The following is a 17,456-nucleotide window of genomic DNA, read 5'->3' as shown; positions in this document are numbered from 1 at the left end:
TAATTTAGCGGAACGTTCACGGAGATTAGCCGTGACTAAGCGTAAAGTATCTGGGGGTTCCCGGTCAATGTCTCGGTTTCAACAAACTGCTGATTTGCTATCTGTGATTCAGACTTGTCGCTTTCAATGTAAAAGCGCAATGGCTTTTTTCCGTGATGCTATATCTGCCCATTCTTGTGACTTATTTATGCCTTCTCTGATTCCACAATCTCAGACCTGAATCCTTACCGACCAAGGAATGTCGTAACCGTTTTGTTGCACGTATTGGGTGAGATTGATATTAGCAAGTTCTTCACGGGGAACCGGACAAATAATCACAGGCAAATTAGGTTGTGGTTTTTTCTCCTCAATCTCCTTCTTTGTTTCAGAGGTAGAGGAAAATGGATCAGGTTTTCGTACTGCTACAATACAAGGAAAAGTATCAGCATCTTCAAAAATTGGAGCGTGTCCAAAATCAATAATCTGCTCAAACACGGCATGATAAGCAAAAAACTTGCGAAGCGGTTCGCCATAACCTGATCTCAGCCATTTATTAGTTACAATATAAGAAAGAATCCCCCCTGGCTTAAGAAGTTTAAATCCTTTCTCATAGAAATAAGTATACATATCCGCCATTCCATGATAAGACTCGTAATTAGCTTGTAGGTAAGGCTTAAGCGAGGAAAACAACTTTTGGCGCACGTAAGGCGGATTACCAAGGACAACATCAAAACCGCCATCAGCAAAAATCTGGGGAAATTCAGCTTGCCAATCAAACGCTGTATCTGCTACATTACTGTCAGCGACAATCGAGTTTCCCGCTTTAATATTATCATCCAAATAAGTCAGCGTTTTACCAGGTTCGGCCGTCTTCAACCACAGGGAAAGTTTGGTAATTTCCGCCGATTCCGGCAGCAAATCTACACCGTACAGGTTGTTGCTTAAAATGCTTCTGTCAAATTCCAGCGAGTTGCCGTCTTTTGGCTTACATCCCAAAGCATTCAATTCGCGATCGACTCTTTCGTACTGCTGCATCAAATAATCAAAAGCCGCAATCAAAAAAGCACCCGAACCGCACGCCGGATCGATGACGCGCGTTTTTTGCAGCACTTCGTCTCGATACGCTTTCCAAAACTTAATTGCAGTTTTCTTGGGTGGCTGAACCGACACTTCAGCAACTTCGCCCATTAGGAATAAATCGCGCAATTCTTGCTCTCGACGCTGCAAATAACCACCGAGAGAAACCTCGACAATATATTGAGTAATAAAAGCTGGGGTGTAAAACACACCTTGAGTTTTCCGCTTGCCTTTTTTCTGATTGTATTCCTGTCCGGCAGTCTCAGCATTTAATTCTTCCAAATCTGTAACAGACTGCTCGAAAATATGCCCCAAAATATCAACAGAAACTTCGGTGTCAAAATCAAATCGCGTCAAATCCTTAAGCTTAGTGCATAAGGGATTTGGCACAGTCAATTGTGCGTCTAAAACCGGATCGAATTTAAATAAACCGCCGTTGTATCCCGATACAGGAGGGTCCTCATTTCCCACCTCAATCCAGCGAAATACAGATTGATAATTTTCCCAAATTAATCTAGGATTGTATTGGTCTTTGTTGTCGTGAGCGTTGCTGAGGGTGTATCGCGACAGCAACCCTTTAGCTTCACAAAAAGCAATGAATAAAACGCGGTCTAAAGTTTTTTGAGCTTTTTCGATGAGTACGCGATCGCGGTTGGGGATATCCTGCGGCCCCGAAAAGCGAAAATGTTTGACCAGAGCAAGTCGAATTGCTTTGTACTCTTGATATAATTTATTGGTAATTTCCTCTTGAGCTTCGTCAGAGTCTTTTAACAGTCTGTCAATAACAGAAACTGTTTGAGCTTGGTTTTTAGGCAAAAAATTGCGGCGGCACAACAGAAAGTAAAATCGCTTAAAAGCTTCCAAATCCGCTAAGTCAGTCAGAAAAAATTGTTCGTAATAAGCGGGAGTTTTATTGGTATGATAAAGTCGCAACTCTCGATAATTCGAGACAATAATCCAGCGACAATCTGGTGTATAATTAGCGTAGCGCCAACCTTGGTCAACTGCTGATTCCGATCGCCCGGATGCGGGACGGTCTAAATCATTTTTCGCTCCCTTGAGTTCGATCGGAGCAATCACTTTACCTTGCAGGGACACGGTTTTGCCTTTAGGATTGCCCGCAGCAGTAAAAAAAGCCGATCGCCCCGTCAGCAGAACCGCCGCCATCCGATATCGTTTGTTCCGCGTTAATTTCCCAAGCTTTCCCCGCACCTGGAATTATCGAGCAATATCCCAAAATATCCTGAAAAATATCATTAATAAAACTGCCGTGCAGCGAAACTTCTTTAACTTCGTCTAACGTACCCGTTTTAAGTGCAGCAATCCACGTTCCCAATTTTTGGTGGCGCACTTCCATATCTTGGGGAAAGCTAAAAGCACGCAAAGCAGTGTTGAGTGTTTTGCTGTGAAAAAGGGCGCGACTAGAGCGATTTGTCATAAAGTTGAAAAGCAGAGCAAGTGAATTTTACAGCAAAAAAAGCAGTTTTTAAATCTTAACTACCTGCACTCGTTTCAAATCTAATACCTTCATAAATTTCGCCCAATTGAAGTTGAAACGGCAGCGAAGACAAAGCCAGCACTGCATCTGCCGATTCGTATTCACTTAAAAGCCACTTATTTTCCGAAGTCTTGACAAACTGCTCGACATAAACTTTATACTGATCGATTAAAATATACTCTCGAAACTCAGGAATCGATCGATAATAATCAAACTTATCCCCTTGATCGTAATTTTTCGTACTTTTCGACAAAACTTCAACAATCGCCAAAGGATTAATTATGGTATCTGTGCGATCGTCTAAAAGCACTGGTTCGCCTTGAACCACCATCACATCTGGATAAGTATAGAGATGATAGCGCGGTATAGACAACCGCAAGTCACCGATAAAAACCTTATAGTTTTGCCCCCTGAGAGCAAATTTTAAATGTGCATAAAAATTGCCCGCAATATCATTATGATTTGGAGTACCACCAGTCATAGGAACTATCTCGCCATCAATATATTCACTTTTGGACTCGGCCACTTCCTCTAGTGCCAAATATTCCTCTGGCGAGTATAGTTTTTGAGTTTGGGTTAACATAGTTTACATCCTCAACAGCCTTTCATTTTATTTTAATTAAAAGTACAAGTGTAACACCCATTTTACCAAATTTGAATCGGGGCAATCTTCGATCGCACCCTACCCCCTCAAAAAAGCGTGTGAATCGCAGCTATCACGCAGGGAATGGCTGGCTCTAGAGTCAAAAACGCCACCTCTAAAGCTGAGCTAGCTCTCATTTACTTTGCATATTGTAATTATCAACAAAAGCTATCATTTTTTCTCACTAGCTTTCCACTGCTCCCTTCGGGTTTTACAGCAAAACTTAAATACAGGTGAGCTTATCTGCACGGAGCGAAAAGTTTTGTTACAATAGGTAAGCTGTTACAAATCGTAACTTATGCTGGTTTCTATTTTAATAATTGACGTTGCCCTCGTTGCCTGGTCTTTGCACTTAATGCAAGAGGCGATCGCGCAACGGGAATTTTCACTAATGCTAGCCGGCACCCTAGTTGCTGTCTCAGCCGCGGCCCTGGTAGTCGTCTACTTCCTCATGGGGTCTTGTTTGAGCCATTTAACCGAAATATCCCAACACACCTACTAAATCATAGTAGGGATTGACCATTGTCCAGAAGCGATGAGATTTTTTTTGAAAAAAAGCCGAAAGCCTTGCCAATCCAAGGCTCAAAACTAATTTCCCCAAAAAGCTTGACAAATATGGGTCAGTTAAGGCATGATTGAGAGCGCGAAAAGAAAGGGGAATTAGCTCAGTTGGTAGAGCACTACAATGGCATTGTAGGGGTCAGCGGTTCGAGCCCGCTATTCTCCATAAAGAAAACCCGTTCACAGAGCGGGTTTTGTCGTTTATCCATCAAAACTGTTATATTGGACATTCTCAATTAGGGGTGACAATCCCAGACAATCCCAGCCACTCAATGCGATAAATCTGCGATATGCCCAAAGGCTCAGTAAATATAGAAGTTTTCAAGGATCGGCTACGGTTAGCGTGGTCGTGGGAAGGTAAACGCTTTTGGCTCTACATCGGTTTTGCCCGATACGATCGTCAATCGTAAAATCGCTTCCAGAAAAGCCCATCAGATTGAGCTAACATAACGTCTATATACCCTGTGATAGCGGAATCTCCAAAACAAATTCAGCTCCCCGCCTCGGTGCTGAAATGCACGTTAGCGAACCGCCGTGTTTTTGTACGATAATTGAGTGCGAAACAGACAAGCCCAGACCAGTCCCCGAACCTACAGGCTTAGTTGTAAAAAAGGGATCGAATACCCTAACGCGGACTGATTCACTCATTCCAAGTCCGTTGTCTGCAATTGAGACGATCGCGCTAGTGCCTTTTACCTCTGTGCGAATCCGAATCGCAGGCGTTGGACACTGCTGGTTATCCAACTGTACCAGTGCATCGATCGCATTGCCTAGAATATTCATAAACACCTGATTGAGTTCTCCAGCAGAACACTCGACTAAAGGCAGGTTCCCGTATTCTTTAACAACTTGAATTTCTCTGCCCGCAATGCCTCCCTCGTCGCCGCTATCCTCCCCATCCCCCGATTGTTCCGCATGGTGCAGGCGGTGCTGCAAAATCAGCAGCGTGCTCTCAATCCCTTCGTGAATGTCAACCCGCTTCATCTCGCTCTCTGCAAGGCGCGAAAAATTCCGCAAACCTATCACAATATTGCGGATGCGCTCGGCTCCAACATTCATCGACTTCAGAATTTGCAGCAAGTCTTGTTGGAGGAAATCAAGTTCAATTTCCTCTGTTACTGCTGCCAATTCAGGAGTAAGAATCGGGTATGTCCGCTGGTAAATATTGATTATTTGCAGCAAATATTGCATATATTCAGTTGCGTGAGTAAGATTGCCATAAATGAAATTAATCGGATTATTAATTTCATGAGCAATTCCAGCAACTAGCTGTCCCAAACTTGACATTTTTTCAGTTTGAATCATTTGAGCCTGAGTCTGCTGCAATTCTATCAGAGCAATTTCTAGCTGAACTGCTTGTTCTTTTAACTGCACTTCTGACTGCCTCAAAGTTAATTCAGTAGAGATTCGCTCGCTAATTTCCTGCTGTAGGAGCGCGTTCTTTTCTGTAACTTCTCGCGTTCTATCTTGCACTTTCGCCTCTAAAGTCTGGCTGTACTCCTGCAATTTTTCATTAGCTGCCGACAAGTTTTTATAGAGAAAAGCGTTTTCTAAAGAAATTGCAGCTTGAGTAGAAAGAAGCTTTAAAACTTCCTGCCTTTCTGCTGTGAAAACACCCAATGCCAGATTATTTTCTAAATAAAGCACAGCTATTAAAGTACCTTGATTAATAATAGGCGTACATAAAACAGACTTAGTATTGTTTTTGACAATGTAAATATCATTTTTGAAGAGTTCATCCCTCCCGCCATCATCTAAAACAACATCTCTTTTCGTTCGGACTACATAATTTATTAGAGACAGTGGCAAATCCTGACTGAAAGCGATTGGAAGCGACTGCTGTACTACGATCCGATCTCGTCCAACAGAACCAGACGCTTCTATTAACAAGTTGCCATTTTTTGCTAAAATTAAAAAACCGCTTTGGGCGCCAGCGTTCTCCATCAGAATTTTTAGCAATTTTTCTAGCAATTTACTCAAAACAACTTCGCCCGCTAAAACTTGCGAAGCCTTCATTACTGTTGCTAAATCGAGGAAAGAATTACCTGTTGTAGTATTGGTAAAAGTTGTAGTTTTCGTAGAGGTAGTTCTCTCAAAGTTGGCGTTATTAGCAGCAGATATCAGAGAAAGAAGCGGAGGATATCTTGACTCCAAATCTGCAACCTTAGTCTTCGCTCCCCACCGAGCGTAGCCGTAGTATGCTGATGCCATGTAAGTCTGACCGATCTCCTCTCTTGAAGCCCCTAAATAAAATTCAGCCGCCAGTTCGTAAGCTAAAGCTTCCTCCTGAACGTACCCCTGTTTTTTAGCTCCCGCGATAGCGAGATCGTAATACTCCATCGCTTCCCAATTTTGCCCTTTCACCCGCGCTATTTCTGCCTCAACCAGCTCGTATTTATGCTGATAATTAGCCGGAGCATGGTAAGCCCAACCCTTCATTTTTTCTTGATTCAACTCCACAATAGCCAGAGCTTCTTGTTGCTCTCTCTCCCTCCCAGATGCAGCCTGAGCTCGTACATCGGGATACTGAGCCAGAAGAGCTAGCGAATAGTAGAAGTTGTGAACGGCAACCGTCATGTGTCCGGGTGCCGATGCTTTATATTTTTCAGCGATTGAAGCATTTTCAATGGCAGCAGCAAACTCTTTAAATAAGTAAGAGAGAATTGCTTTAGCAAGATAGGCAGCAAAAAGAGATATCTGGTTATTTGCTGTTTCTAAGATCGGCAGCATTTCTACTTCATCAAAACTCTCGCCAATTAAGCAACATTTGTCAGCAGTAGGTCGGAAAAGATTCAAAACTAGCTGCCTCCATATCTTAACGTAGTAAATGCCAAATTCTTGTTTGAGTTTCAGCAGTAAATCGAGATAATGAGCTTGGCGCGACTCTACAGATTCTAGGTAGTTGCCAATTAAAAATATATGAGCGCAAGAGTTCAAAGCACAATAACCAGCATATTCTACATCTCCAGTATCCAGACCGCTTTGAACCCCTTCTTGCAAAGCATCTATTGTTTCTCTAGCGTGTTCTTTCCAATGTCTGATAGTAACGTTAAACAGAGTGTACACTTTAGCTGTGAGTTCTTTAGCATTAAATTGCTCTAATAGCTTCAAAGCTATCTGACCGGAATAATATCCTGCCTCTAAATCTCCAAGTGCTGCACATAGGAGCAAGCCATAAATGCTGTAAGCGTAAGCTGCTAGCGCTGAATGACCGTTTTCTATGCAGAGATTAATTTGAGTCAATACGATGGACAAAACCATCTCAGGCTTGGCAATAGAAGCGGGAGCTGAGATAGTCATCAGCAGCCGCATCGCCGCCAGCTTATCAGGATCGTTCATTTCGGGAACATTTTCCAAATCTGTCAGCGAAGGCAATTTTACTGAGGCATTCCCGGCTGCTAGCAATTTGGGAGAAACCCCCAGCATGGACAATATTTCCCAACCCGTATCAATAGCTTTAATGAGCTGGTTCTGAGCGACATAAGATTGAATTTTTAGCTCGTATACTTTTACTTTATCGAGTAGGGTTTTTGCCTCTTTTAAAACAGCTTCAGCAAGTAGTTCAGAGTGATTGAAATTGGTGTTCAAAAATTCTGTTTCTACGGCTTCTACATGGAGGTTGAGAGTCAATTCATACTGACTCTGCCAGCTATTAACAACAAGGAGTTCCAAACCTATATTTAGATACCTGGCAGCAGCTTCGTAAGCTGTCGCTGCCTTTGCTTTCTGACCGGCAATTAGATTTAGGAAAGCTAGTTCATCTTTTTCTACTTGCCCGACTATTAAGTCAGCGCTAAAATTAAGTTGATTGACCAGAGCAAAGATATTTTCTTTTCTGTCTTCAGGGCTGGTATTTTGCAGCAAAAGTTTGCCAATGCTCAGGTGAGTCGATTTTCGCTCGGATTCGGGAATCAAGGAATAAGCGGCTTGCTGCACGCGATCGTGCAAAAACTTGTAGTCTACCCTGGAATCGCTGAGAATAAGTTCGCCCAGTTCATCCTGTTGAAAAACTAGCGGGATTTTGTAGTTTCCACTTAGAGGCAAAATTAAACCAGACTGAAGTGCCGGCCACAGACCAGAAGCAGTAACTGATTCTGACTCTTCATTCACAATTGCCAAAACGCTTAAATTAAAAGTGCTGCCGATGCAAGCCGCCAATTTTAAGACTTTTTGCGTTGATTCTGGTAGCTTTAGAATATTCTTTGCTATCAGTTCAACGATATTGCAATCCGCAATACCAATGGTTTGAATAAGTTCGATATCCCACTGCCAAATACCGATAAAAGTGTCGTAAGTTAGCAGTCGTTCGGAATCCAGCACTTTCAGCAGTTGAGTCAAGAAGAAGGGATTGCCTTGGGTTTTATTGAAAAGCAGTTCTGAGAAAGATTTTATACGGCTAGCTTCGGGAGATTCGTTGAGCGTGTCTGCAATTAGCTGCCTGACATGGTTTAGCTGTAAAGGTTTAACAGTAATATTATTGATGGCAGCCCCACTTTCTCGAATCTTTTCTAATGCCTGAATCAAGGGATGAGCTGGATTGACTTCGTTATCCCGATAAGCTCCGATCGTTAACAGATATTGGCTGTCGCGATCGCTCATCAGCAGTTGGATTAATTTGAGGGATGCTGAATCTGCCCACTGCAAGTCGTCTAGGAAAAGAACGAGGGGGTGTTCGGGTTGACAAAAGACTTTGAAGAACTGTTGAAAAACGCGATTAAAGCGGTTTTGGGATTCATAGGAACTCAGTTGCGGTACTTCTGGCTGATGACCGACAATCAGTTCAAGTTCGGGGATAACATTAATAATTAGAGAACCATTTTGACTCACTGCCGTTAAAATCTTCTCTTTCCAAACAGCTATTTTTTCAGAATCTTCTGTTAATAGCTGTCGCAACAGTGACTGGAAAGCTTGAATCAGCGAAGCGTAAGGAATATTGCGCTTAAACTGGTCAAATTTACCAGCAATAAAATACCCCCGCTTGGCTGCAACAGGTTTGTGAACTTCATTCACTAAGCAAGATTTGCCAATTCCCGAATAACCGCTGACCAGCATCATTTCGGCTGTGCCGAGGCTGGTTCGTTCAAACGCTTCCATTAATACAGCTACCTCTTCTTCCCTGCCGTAGAGCTTCTGCGGGATCAGCAGTTGACCGGATAAATCTTTAGACCCTACAATGAATGGTGAAATTGTGCCGTTTTCCTGTAACTGAGCTAGGCAATTTTCTAGGTCGGCTTTTATTCCCTCAGCAGTTTGATACCGCTCTTCTGCTGTTTTGGCTAATAATTTGAGTGCGATGTCAGAAATTGCTTGGGGAATTTCTGGATTTAACTGAATCGGCGGAACTGGTTGCTTTGCTAAATGGCAGTGAACCAATTCCATTGGGTCAGTGGCTGCAAAAGGTAGGGAACCTGTCAGCATTTCATAAAAGGTTGCACCCAAAGAGTAAAAGTCGGTACGATAGTCAATCGATCGATTCATCCGGCCCGTTTGCTCTGGGGATATATAGGCTAGCGTGCCTTCCAGACAATTAGGATTGTTAATTGTTTGGTTTTCTATGCCCAGGCGAGAAGAAATGCTAAAATCTATAATTTTAACCACCCAAGTTGCAGTATGGACAATAATATTTGGCGGCTTAATATCTTTATGAACGATATGCTGTTTGTGGAGTTGCCCTAAAGTTTCCGCTAACTGAATTGCTATTCGGAGAAAGCCGATAAAATCGTTCTTGAGAGAAGCAAGGATGTAATTTAAAGATTGAGCGCCAAAATCTTCCATAATTAAGGCAAAGCTGTTCTGGTATCTTTCCAGCCCCAAGCACTTAACAACTCCTGGGATGTTCAAGTTTTTCGCGATTTCATATTGATACTTTAAATTAGCAACATCAATAGGATGTGGATACTTAGAGCTTAGTAGCTTAACAATAACAGGCTGTTGGTTCTGAAGCTTCAGCCCCCGATAAACAACTGTTTTCACGCCTTCATTAATTTTTTCAAAATTTGTGAAGCCCGGAATTTTGAGCATTTGATTGGAAGTAAAATATTATGACTCAACCCCAAGGTATTACCTATATCTAATTCTGATTCTTCATTTTACCAGTCAAAATTTAAAAATCTGATTCACCCACAATTTTTTGAGGAGAACCAGAAATTGCCCTCGATACCTGCATACCTGAAGTAACAGTTGCTTCAAGACTGCTAATATTTATCCCATTAAGTGTCCAGTCACCAGCTAGATAAAGATTATTAAAGCCGGAAGCGTCAGGTTTGATGCGATATTTTGTACTTCCTTTGAGAGACATGACATAACGCTCAGACGGCTCAACATTGGCCCGCCAAAACTGAGAATTAAATCGTTCTAAACCATTACCATTTTTTGAGTCAACAAGGAAGTTCCAATTCAGAATATCTGAACTTTTTGGTAGGGTTATTTTAGGCCATAAAATCGAAATATTTTGCTGAAACCACTTAAGAGCCGTTTCTTTGACCCGCTTCATTTCTTGGTCAGGAAACGAATAATCTACAAAGGCGGGAATTTCCTTTATCTCTTCCAAAGGGCCACAAAAATAAGCAATACTACCTGGATAATGTTCTGAAGACCAACCCTCAGAGACATTGAGATGGCTCATATCAGCCCAAGTGTTAAAGGGATGTGCATAAGCATCTATAACAGGATTAGGCATCATCCAGCCCAATTCTGGTAAGCTAGGCTTTAGCCAGAGCTGAAGTGCCTGGGTTTGAACAGTCTTGACCTTCTCTACCATCTGCTGCCATTCTTTGCGAGCTTCGATTAGCTCTTGGCAAATATATTTTAGTGCTCCTAGAGAAATTCCCAGAACCACAGAATCAAAATCTTCTCCTACATTGAGCTCGATATCCTCCACATCGTCCCACGACATCCAGGCAGATTCTAGATTAATTTTCCTGAATTTAAGTTCTTCCCCTTCAACAAGCTGATCGTAGAGAGGAGAACTCGGCCAACAGGGCAGTTTTTTAACATCAACAAGCGGTTCGTAAACATTATTTTTCAGCGTAACTTGGCGACTAATTTGGATCGTTTTAATAGTCTTTTTGTCCTCAGAAAGCTTCAGATTTTTGACACGATGGAAAAACTTAAACTTAACACCCCGTTGCTTGAGTACCTCGTAAAGTGGTGCGAAGATTGTATCTCCCATACCAGATTGCATTTTCCAAAAAAACGCACCCTTATAGGTAAGAGTCATGCGTAGAAAGCAGCGAAGCGCAGCTCCAGCCGCTAAATTTGGTTGATTGACATTACCGTTCTCGTAACTAAAGACAAGATCGTAAAGACCCTGCACTGGTGCCGAATTGACGCTAAGTTCAGAAGCCCCATGTTTACTCAACCACTCCCGGACATCATAGTCATCAATAGCATTAAAGCCATCAAAAATAATACCGTCCACAATTACACCCTGGATGATGGTATATGCTAAATCTACAAGTATCCACAGGCGACGAAACTTGTGGTGCGCCTCTATTATTTCCTCAACAATTCGGAAAAGCCAATTTCTGAATTGACCCAGACACCAAAGCAGAGCATGGTGTTGTATAGCTCGGTGCGTTTTAGGATCTTGCGGCAATTCCTGAACTAATTTTTGAGCAATATATAATAAACCAATTTCATAAGGGACATTAGGAATTTCTAAGTGAATATTCATCTCTTTCAGTAGAGATTTTATCGACTCTGGAATGCCTGTAAAATCCAATAATTTTTCGCCGTCAGACAGAGTGCTAAATAAGTAGGATGAACTCTTAAATTGATCGACCATAAACTCGACTAGCAAGCAAACAGACTCCCAAACAGAGGGCAATTTATCACTTTCTCCGGGCAGTAAATTATTTGTTGGGAAGTCGTAGGGCCAAAGTACCCACTGTTTGTTGATATATTCAGGAAATGCAATGAAATTGTGTGGCTTGAAAGCGTTCTGCCAGGTAGCAAGCGGGATGTCTTCACTCCGTCCTAATTCTTGATAGCACTGACGCATAACTCGAAAGGTATTTTCGTAAACTCCCATCAAGATATGTAGGCCATGTTCCTCAATTCGAGCTTGGGCATTCATATTGCGTCCGCTCGCACCTTTGCCACCCAGACGCCACCCCATTTGATAGAGTATAATCTCATATTTTTCCTTCCAATCAGGTTGACTTGTCAGTTCAAAAGCTGCTGTAAGAGAAGCCATACCCCCTCCTAAAATTGCGATTTTCTTTTTTTTCATAGTTTCAGCCATGATTTCTTTTTCCCTGCAAAAGTAGTGCATCAATCTTCTAATTTAGCTGCATCCAAATCCTGTTCAAATCCTATTTTTCATTTGAACGCATATTCTACAGATTTTTGCAATTCCTGACTGTATTTTAGTAGTGCATCATTATCACGCACCATTGACTTAGCATCTTCAATACACTGCGAGAAGCAACTGCGAGAGATTTTCACGGAATGATCTGCTGTGAATAATTTATCATGTTGCTGCGCTGCAAACAATAGCGTCTGGTAAGCAGGAAGTAGGCACATTAAGCTAGCCAAGCGATAGCCCACAGCTTCATAGGGAATGTTCATTATATAACCGACAGACTTATTTAGCTCAACCATCACATTTGTAAGAACTTTTTGCGTCCAACTCTTGGGTGCCCCCTTCAGCAAGAGTGGTGAATTATCGACTTCTTGTATCCATACATCAGGTAAATAGCATATACCATTAGCCAAATCTTCAGGAAAATCCTTGATAATGTTTGTTTTTTGCAATGCTTCGCCGCAGGTTTCACAACCTGCTAAAAGGCAAGCTGCAACATCTAAGTTGAATTGGTAATGGTTGATAGCTAACTCTGTCCCCATATGACCAACTATGCCAGCTACAAAATAGCAATAACGATTGTAGTCGTTTTCTTGGGCTGGGAGACTGATCCCATTGCGCGTTACCATAACAGGAGCCTGTTGGCAATCTAGCACTTGTTTCATTCCCTCAACCATTGCAGAAGCCCAGCAATGAATAATTGCTTTAGCATCGTTTGGTATTAGTGCATAAATTTGCCATAACATTAGTCCATTTTCCAGATTCATTAATTGCTTTTGGTCGGCATCGAGTCCCGGCCAATTTTCGGACGACCAGCTTGATAAAATATTGGAGGCAAAAGCTGGTTCCTTTAGCAGTTGCTGAAATTCATCAAAACGAGCCTGCTGCCAGCTAAAGGAATGTTGGCAATCTTCAATGTTGTCAGCAACGCGAAAAATCAGATAGGCCGTAGCCATAAAATCATCTAACGGTTCTTCAAAACAAGGAGTTACCAATGCAAAAGACCGAGAAACTTTATTCATGAACTCTTCAAGGTATTTCTTCTGTTCGTGCAAAAGATAAAACGTTATCATGCTTCGTGCCCCTGATTGTATTAAGATATTGACTGCTGAAGCGCCTTTGCCTCCCAGAGATCTCAGTCCGTCGTAAATCCTGGTAAATAATGTATCCTACAACAAGAGAGATGGCAAGTAGTTAAGATTACAAAAAGGAATCAAAATTTCTGCCCCTATACAAATTGACTCAGAAAGAAAAAGCCTAATCTAAGAATGCGCTTTCCAAACCGCAGTACCATTTTCGACTGTGAAATCAAAGTTGAGCCAGAAAGTCAGATTCGGCTGTATGTTTACTGGTTGTTCTGGCTCTGGCTTGCCTTTTTGCAAGCCCAATTCTGTGACAATGGGGTGGCTGGCAAAATTGTAGATTGTGACCTCATATTGAGAACCACGAGTAGAACCGAAACTTAGGAGTCGCCCTGCATGATATTTGGACACTTTCATTGGAATTTCTACGATCGCTTGATAGCAAGCTTGTTTGCCGTCTTTTTCATCGCGAAACTGCTTGAGCATGACTACAGGAATTTCTGCATTTAGCCGATATTGCAGTAGGTATTCAAGCAGGTTAAGTGGCAGGCTTAAGCCCGGAATTTTCATGATGCTGTCGCTACCGAAAAATAGTTGGGCGATTTCTGCAACTGCTTCTGAATAGCTAGTCCATATTTTAGATGGCTGGCTTTCGCTACCTCCATTTTTCTGCGATACTTTAATTAGCTGTTCCCATTTTGCTTCTGTTTGAGCAGTTAAAGTTTTCCACGTATAAGTGTGCAAACTGAAGGGGTCTTGTAACCGATCTATGGAGGGAATGTTGAAGCTTGCAATCTCTTTCGGGATGCCGTAAACCTCCCGACCTGAAGCTAAAGCTGGTGAATTGCTGACGAATATGTAGGGTACGAACCAAGCAAAGCGGTCTATTTGAAAGATGGAGCCACGTTGTTGACCGACCGCAGTCAAGATCCAAATCACAACTTCCTGCTCGTCGATGTAACCTCTGTCGCGATCGGGCTTTTCTCTAGAAGCCAGGGAATCTATACTTCCAAAGGTTAGTAGGATATAGTGTGTGGCAGGGCGGTACTCGATTTGTCCGCTGGTTAAATTATTGAGGTATTTGTCGCACAAATTCTGGAGTTGAGGCAAAGAACCTTCTAACACAAATCCATAAAGGTTTGTGCCTTTGATATCGTAGGGTTGTAGAAAACATTGCTCGTTAGCTCGTTCAATATATTGTGGAGGTTTTGAAGGGTTACTGCCGCCCGATAAAAATGTCTCACCAAATTTATGTGCTTCTTGTTCTATGCTTTCGCCTCTGGTAGCAAGGTCTTGGAGGAGTTGATCTGGCGATCGCGGCGGTTTTGCGAGGATGTCTGCTAATTTTTGCGGGTTATTGAGCAGTTCCGCGATCGCGCTGCTTGCTCCTAGTGCGGTGCGAAAGCCTGTTTGCAGAAGTTGAGCGGCGCTGTTAACATTCATTGCTTCATAACCTCATGGTGGAGTTAGCTTGCAAACTTTTTATATTTCAGTCATATCACAAATACCGATCGGTTCGATCTGAATTAACGCCAATTTTCTCAATCACAAACTCTTTATCGAGCGATCTAGAAAACAAAGTGAGTTCACGACCCACCTATACTTCATGTGACCGTTGGGGTGATCCATGTGGTGTATATCTGACCCGACAGCGGAGTCGGTCAAACTTGCTGTATTGCTGCACTGGTAGGTGGGGATGGAGCGATCGCAGCGGTTGGGGGCGATCGTCAGAAACTAGCAGACCGCTGCCAACGGGGTAACGAGCGTTTTCCAGTATTAGAAAGTATGGAAAGTGAAGAGATCGCTCCTCTGACTTGTTGTGCCCTAACCTCTAAGTATTTCTGCAACTGGGCGTTGCTGATTTACGGTATGAAAGGCTAAATATGCAAATCATAGAAACCAGTATTCACAACGCTTCGGGATTTTCAACTGATTTTTTTCATACCCTGATTAAGCAACGCCCAAAAACCTTCCACCGAACAACGTGGCTGAGTTGTACTCACATTTTCCTGTCACCCGCGAGTAGCAAATCCAGGAATTACACAAAACCTATCTCTGCTACTGGCGAGTAACAAATTCCACACTTACGGAAAACCTAATTTTTCAGCAAAGGTTAACACAAAAGTTAGAGTTTATGTGCAGATTTTCTGCAAACGTTAAGAAAATTCTTAAGCATAATTAGATGTCTCAGAATGATTTGTTGTACGATAGCTAAAATGCCGTAAGGGTTGAGATGATTGACAATTTATGTATCCTGAATGTATCACTCTATTATTCGGGTTTTAATTCTATAGAATTAGGGTGTCACAACTGAAAGCTTTTTTACAGTAGTTCTCGCCAACCACTACCCAGATAGTAGATAGTTTGCTGGCTACTGCACGCTTATTTGGTCAATTATAAGCACTTAAAAAGCTGGTTTAGCAGCGGCTGACACTGTACTCAATAAACCAGGAATAGGCTATATTAGTTAGCGTTGAAATATCCGCCGTTTAAGGATCGCTCAAGAGCGTTGCAGCACTCAACATAGCAACAGCCCCTGCCTCCTCCAAAGGTCGCGAAAACAAGTACCCTTGATAGGAACTGCATCCCAAAGAACGGAGTATAATTAGTTGCTCTTGCGTCTCCACCCCTTCTGCGATTGCCTCTAATTCCAAAGAACTCGCCAGATTTAAAATCGCCTGCAGCAAAGTCAAATTTTTCCCTCCTTCCTCCAGGCAGCAAACAAAAGAGCGGTCAATTTTGAGAGTATCAATCGGCAGCAATTGTAAGTAAGACAAATTTGAATAACCAGTGCCAAAATCATCCAAACACACCTTAACCTGACGAGCTTTTAATAGCTCTAGCACCCCAGCAGCCTCCTCAGCATTCTCCATTAAAACACTCTCGGTAATCTCTAACTTCAAAAATTCGCCCTTCAAATTATGCACTCGCAGCAGTGAGTCTAAAAGCGGTAACAAATTAGGAGCAAATAGCTGAATTCCCGATAAATTAACACTCATATTTAAAGGCAAATAGTCAGGGAATTGCAACTGCCATCTACTTAAACAAGCCACTGCTTCCGACAGTACCCACTCGCCTAGTGCCACAATCAAACCCGTTCTTTCCGCCACTGGAATAAACTCGCTCGGAGAAACCAACCCGCGGGTCGGATGCCGCCATCTTACCAACGCTTCAAACCCCACTATTTTACCAGTTACAAAAGATACAATTGGCTGATAATTCAAGTAAAACTGTTGTAAATTAATTGCATTTTGCAAGTCATTTTCTAACTGGAGTTGCTCTAAAGCTCTCGACTGCATACCAGCATCAAATACCACAGTGCTACTAGCACCCCGAACAAAAGCCTCATGTCTAGCCGCGTCAGCCGCTCGCAGTAAATCTTCCGGCTCTTCTGTGCCAATTGCACCTAAAGCAATGCCAATACTAACGCTAGAAAAGACCGCAGTTCCATTTAAGTTAGACGGTATTTCTAATGCTTGACGAATGTGTTCTGCTGCATCTAAAGCTAACTGAGAATTAGTAATATTTTCCAGCCAAATCGCAAACGCATCTTCTCCCACTCTTGCTATAAGATTCGTATTCAAACCCCAAGCCTCTAACCGCCGTGCTACTTCTACTAGCAACTGCTCTCCTCTAGAATGACCTAAGCTATATTTAACAATTTGATAACGGTTAAGAGTCAGAAATAAAATAGCTTCTAAATGACCCAGTTCTATTATAGAATTCCTGCCACTACGCATCTCCTTTAATAGCAAATTACGGTTAGCTAAACCTGTCAGCTCGTCGTAAAATGCTTGGTAGCGGATTTGTGCATTCGCTATAGCAAGTTGCTGCTCTTTTTCCCTAGCAAGTCGCACAAACTCTAAAGTTTTATTAATTGTAATTTTTAAGTCCTGCAAATCAATCGGCTTCGTTAAAAAATCAAAAGCACCCCTATTCATAGCTGTCCTAATATTTGGCATATCCCCATAAGCTGAAACCACTACAGCTTTGAGCGTCGGGTCAATAGCTGGCAGATTCTCTAGCAAAGTTAAACCATCCATTTCGGGCATACTAATATCAGTTAGCACTAAGTCAAAGGAGCCATCAGCTTGCAGTTTATCTAAAGCTTGGACTCCATTAATTGCAAAATCAAACTCAAATTCTTGAGTGCTGATTTGATGCCGAAATAGCTGAAGGATTACATATTCTAAAAGTGGTTCGTCATCAATTACTAAGATTTTAGCTGTCATGGAATTGCTCTTGTTAGCAAGTAACCAGGAGTTTAATTCTCTTGTAGGGGCAATCCCCCTGTGGTTGCCCCCCTGTGGT

9 protein-coding genes, 1 tRNA gene and 1 pseudogene are annotated in these 17,456 nt (G+C 42.2%); 3 read left to right on the top strand and 8 right to left on the bottom strand.

The window, feature by feature from the left end; genetic code table 11:
• A pseudogene (locus QUA02_RS27600) lies at positions 1-220 on the top strand (IS66 family transposase); the annotation flags it as partial.
• Here QUA02_RS27600 and QUA02_RS27595 read toward each other — a convergent pair.
• The 3 genes from QUA02_RS27595 to QUA02_RS27585 are packed head-to-tail and all read right to left on the bottom strand — an operon-like array spanning position 211 to position 3,137.
• Positions 211-2,223 carry an Eco57I restriction-modification methylase domain-containing protein gene (locus QUA02_RS27595; RefSeq protein ID WP_333032574.1) on the bottom strand — a complete coding sequence of 671 codons (2,013 nt, stop codon included), beginning with the start codon at positions 2,221-2,223 and terminating at the stop codon, positions 211-213. The pseudogene QUA02_RS27600 and the gene QUA02_RS27595 sit on opposite strands and share 10 nt — an antisense overlap.
• Positions 2,165-2,494: a hypothetical protein gene (locus QUA02_RS27590; RefSeq protein ID WP_333032573.1), complete on the bottom strand. Its 330-nt coding sequence runs from the start codon at positions 2,492-2,494 to the stop codon at positions 2,165-2,167. The genes QUA02_RS27595 and QUA02_RS27590 overlap by 59 nt, the downstream gene beginning before the upstream one ends.
• A 55-nt stretch (positions 2,495-2,549) precedes the next feature.
• On the bottom strand, positions 2,550-3,137 hold the full coding sequence (locus QUA02_RS27585) for a Uma2 family endonuclease (RefSeq protein WP_333032572.1): 588 nt from the start codon (positions 3,135-3,137) through the stop codon (positions 2,550-2,552).
• Between the two features lie 358 nt (positions 3,138-3,495).
• Here QUA02_RS27585 and QUA02_RS27580 point away from each other — a divergent pair, with 358 nt between their 5' ends.
• On the top strand, positions 3,496-3,699 hold the full coding sequence (locus QUA02_RS27580) for a hypothetical protein (protein WP_006631616.1): 204 nt from the start codon (positions 3,496-3,498) through the stop codon (positions 3,697-3,699).
• A gap of 152 nt (positions 3,700-3,851) precedes the next feature.
• A tRNA-Ala gene (locus QUA02_RS27575) sits at positions 3,852-3,924 on the top strand.
• A gap of 287 nt (positions 3,925-4,211) precedes the next feature.
• Here the strand turns inward: QUA02_RS27575 and QUA02_RS27570 are convergent.
• From QUA02_RS27570 to QUA02_RS27550, 5 genes are all read right to left on the bottom strand, one after another.
• Positions 4,212-9,779 carry a trifunctional serine/threonine-protein kinase/ATP-binding protein/sensor histidine kinase gene (locus QUA02_RS27570; protein ID WP_333032571.1) on the bottom strand — a complete coding sequence of 1,856 codons (5,568 nt, stop codon included), beginning with the start codon at positions 9,777-9,779 and terminating at the stop codon, positions 4,212-4,214.
• Positions 9,780-9,861: 82 nt separating this feature from the next.
• Positions 9,862-12,003, bottom strand: coding sequence for an NAD(P)-binding protein (locus QUA02_RS27565; RefSeq protein ID WP_333032568.1), 2,142 nt, complete (start codon positions 12,001-12,003; stop codon positions 9,862-9,864).
• Positions 12,004-12,080: 77 nt separating this feature from the next.
• Complete coding sequence (locus QUA02_RS27560) at positions 12,081-13,136, bottom strand: phytoene/squalene synthase family protein (protein ID WP_333032565.1); 1,056 nt, start codon at positions 13,134-13,136, stop codon at positions 12,081-12,083.
• A gap of 189 nt (positions 13,137-13,325) precedes the next feature.
• Positions 13,326-14,588: a hypothetical protein gene (locus tag QUA02_RS27555; protein ID WP_333032563.1), complete on the bottom strand. Its 1,263-nt coding sequence runs from the start codon at positions 14,586-14,588 to the stop codon at positions 13,326-13,328.
• Between the two features lie 1,046 nt (positions 14,589-15,634).
• Positions 15,635-17,377 carry a putative bifunctional diguanylate cyclase/phosphodiesterase gene (locus QUA02_RS27550; protein WP_333032560.1) on the bottom strand — a complete coding sequence of 581 codons (1,743 nt, stop codon included), beginning with the start codon at positions 17,375-17,377 and terminating at the stop codon, positions 15,635-15,637.
• Positions 17,378-17,456: the final 79 nt, after the last annotated feature.

Origin of the sequence: Microcoleus pseudofavosus SVA1_A4 (assembly GCF_036700565.1) — a bacterium.
Taxonomy (GTDB): Bacteria; Cyanobacteriota; Cyanobacteriia; order Cyanobacteriales; family Microcoleaceae; genus Microcoleus.
The sequence above is the reverse complement of the archived record's forward strand: the minus strand, read 5'-3'. Positions and strand labels throughout refer to the sequence as shown.

What these genes read in the sequence shown, in the direction of transcription:
- QUA02_RS27595 (WP_333032574.1), bottom strand. Translation starts at nt 2,223, where the DNA reads ATGGCGGCGGTTCTGCTGACGGGGCGATCGGCTTTTTTTACTGCTGCG.
- QUA02_RS27590 (WP_333032573.1), bottom strand. Translation starts at nt 2,494, where the DNA reads ATGACAAATCGCTCTAGTCGCGCCCTTTTTCACAGCAAAACACTCAAC.
- QUA02_RS27585 (WP_333032572.1), bottom strand. Translation starts at nt 3,137, where the DNA reads ATGTTAACCCAAACTCAAAAACTATACTCGCCAGAGGAATATTTGGCA.
- QUA02_RS27580 (WP_006631616.1), top strand. Translation starts at nt 3,496, where the DNA reads ATGCTGGTTTCTATTTTAATAATTGACGTTGCCCTCGTTGCCTGGTCT.
- QUA02_RS27570 (WP_333032571.1), bottom strand. Translation starts at nt 9,779, where the DNA reads ATGCTCAAAATTCCGGGCTTCACAAATTTTGAAAAAATTAATGAAGGC.
- QUA02_RS27565 (WP_333032568.1), bottom strand. Translation starts at nt 12,003, where the DNA reads ATGGCTGAAACTATGAAAAAAAAGAAAATCGCAATTTTAGGAGGGGGT.
- QUA02_RS27560 (WP_333032565.1), bottom strand. Translation starts at nt 13,136, where the DNA reads ATGATAACGTTTTATCTTTTGCACGAACAGAAGAAATACCTTGAAGAG.
- QUA02_RS27555 (WP_333032563.1), bottom strand. Translation starts at nt 14,588, where the DNA reads ATGAATGTTAACAGCGCCGCTCAACTTCTGCAAACAGGCTTTCGCACC.
- QUA02_RS27550 (WP_333032560.1), bottom strand. Translation starts at nt 17,377, where the DNA reads ATGACAGCTAAAATCTTAGTAATTGATGACGAACCACTTTTAGAATAT.